The sequence below is a fragment of the Rhodococcus sp. BS-15 genome (assembly GCF_000813105.1).
In the GTDB taxonomy this organism is placed as follows: domain Bacteria; phylum Actinomycetota; class Actinomycetes; order Mycobacteriales; family Mycobacteriaceae; genus Rhodococcoides.
The window spans coordinates 1-2,287 of record NZ_BAOX01000477.1 but is presented as its reverse complement, the minus strand read 5'-3'; the positions used below and the strand labels follow the sequence as shown (position 1 = coordinate 2,287).

Annotated in this window: 1 protein-coding gene and 1 pseudogene; both read right to left on the bottom strand. The window is 65.9% G+C overall.

Annotated features, from left to right (window positions below):
- Positions 1–1,279 (bottom strand): annotated as a pseudogene (locus tag RHBS_RS27075) (TIGR02680 family protein); the annotation flags it as partial.
- A gap of 4 nt (positions 1,280–1,283) precedes the next feature.
- The coding region (locus RHBS_RS27070; RefSeq protein WP_128646883.1) for a DUF2398 family protein at positions 1,284–2,287 on the bottom strand (1,004 nt) is incomplete at its 5' end.

The window sequence follows — 2,287 nt, the reverse complement described above, 5'->3', positions numbered from 1 at the left end:
CCGTCGCGCTCCTCGGCATGGCCACGCAGAGCGGTGCTGATCTGATCGCTGCGGGCTGTTCCTGGCAGTGGCGTCCAGACGATGCCCGCGTCCTCGGCCGCAGTCTGCAGTTCCTCCTCGGCGCGGGTCACCCCGGCGATGGAGTCTCGGAGTGCGGAGTCGGCGCGAGCCGCCTCGGTGGTGCGCTGTTCCAGTTCGGCGTGCGCCTTGCGTGCGCGGTCGGCCTGCTGGGCGGTCGAGATCTCCAGCTTCGCAGCGGATTCGGCCAGGTCGTCCAGTTGCTGCTTGCCCTCGTATGCGCTCGAGCGCTGCAGGGTCTCGCGGTCTGCTACGGCCTGATCCAGTGCGCGTTCGGCCTCGTCGAATCGAGTTTCCGCAGCCGCTCGTTCCAGCAGACGCCGGTCCTTCAGGGCGGCAGCGGCAAAGTGCGCCGTGGTCGCGTGAGTCACCGCCTCGAGCCGGCGTGAGACCTGCTCGACATCCGAACGGGTCTGTACCCGAAGTATTTGGAGTACACCGAGACGAAGTTCTTGGCGGCGTGATCGGCCTGCGCCAGTCCTTCGAGTGCCCGGCCTACTTCTTCCATGTCGCTGAAGGACCGCGCTGCCTCGAGCACCAGCTGCTCGTCCAACGGACGCAGACCGTCGGTCAACGCCTGCGAGAGCCCCTTGGGGTCGAGGTTCTTGGCCAATTGCGGGCGACGAAGCGTCAGAATGAGATTGATCAGTTGGTCGTAGCGCTGCGCGCCCAGCCCGAACATGCGGGCATCGATCGCGGCGCGATAGTCCACCGGGCGATCGGTCAACGCGTCGGTGCCCAGCTGCTCACCGAGCTGCTTCTTCGTCAACGGCCGGTCGTCGGAACCCAACAACGAGAAGTCCACGCCCACTCGGCCGTCGGCCACGAAGTACCAGCGGGTCACCTTGTCGTTGTGGCGGCTCGCCCGCATTCCGATTCCGACCGTCACCGATTCGGGGTCCTCGCGTGAACCGCGGCCGAACTCCATCCACACGTACGAATGCGCGCTTTCCTGCCCTCGGTAGAGCAGGTTGGATTTCATCGTCCGCTCTTCTCCGGCAAAGGGATTGAGTCGGCGGGGTTCGATGCGGCCGTCCAGGACGAAGGGAAACAGCACTTCGAGTGCCTTGGTCTTGCCGGATCCGTTGGGACCACGCAGTACCAGGCGACCGTCGGCGAAGGAGAACTCCTGATCGCGGTAGTCCCACAGGTTGACGATCCCTGCTCGCGTCGGCCGAAAGCGTGTCGAGTGTGCGGTCATCTACTCAGGCCTCTACTTCGGACGATTCGTTACTGACGGACTGTGCGGTTCTGGGGGCTTGTGCGGTGCTGGGGTCTTGATCGGTGCCGAACAGTGAGTCCTGCGGGATCCGATCACGCACGCTGACCATCACGTCGCGGTAGCGCGCGATCACCGGCAGCACCAGTACGCCGCCGGACACGCTGTGTATCAGTCGAAGCCGGTGCAACAGCGCGATCGCCCGCACTCGCAGACCGTCCCGATCGGTCTGCCACTGAGCTGCGAAGGTGCGGCCGAAGCGTTCGACGAGCTCGTCGACGACCGTTGTCAGCCAACTGTCCTCGATCAACGGATACAGTTTCTTCTCGCCCGCATCGCCGAATGCCGTTGCATCGGAACCGAACCCGAACTCGGCGAGATCGCCGAAGATCCCGCCGTCGGGAATGGCGCTGTCCAACTGCTCTACCAGGGCGTCACCGTCGGGAAGGGGGTAGGTCGCCAGCGCGGGTGCATCCGGATCGATCACCCGGTCCGAGATTTCGCCCGCAATCAGCAATGCGACCTGGGCGATGGTTCCGGTGCTGGGGAATCGGTAGTCCGAGAGCCGACCCGAGGTGTCGATGAGGGCGACTCCCTCGGAGCGACGCTCGGCAACGAGGCCGGTGAGCAACTCGACGTCGGCAACGGTGCGCGACGCAGCCAGCGCGGTGCGGCCGTCCGGGTCGAGATCGTCGAAGTAGACGACCGGTTGCTCGACCAACGCTCGGCGTACCGTACGCAGCGTTTCCTTCGGGTCAGCCTCACGCCCGGAATCGGTGTGGATCCCGAGCTCGGAATCCTCGGGATCGATCGGGGCGTCCGAGCCGGCCAGCAGACCGCAGATCGATCGCAGGTGCTGCACGGCGCGGGGCGGCCGGAACATGGCGACGACGACGGGACGGTCGATGTCGTAGAGCGCCTCGCCCGCGGATGGGTTGTTTGCCCAGCCGGTCGCGTCGCCGTCGGCCAACGCGATGGCGCCGCGGGTCC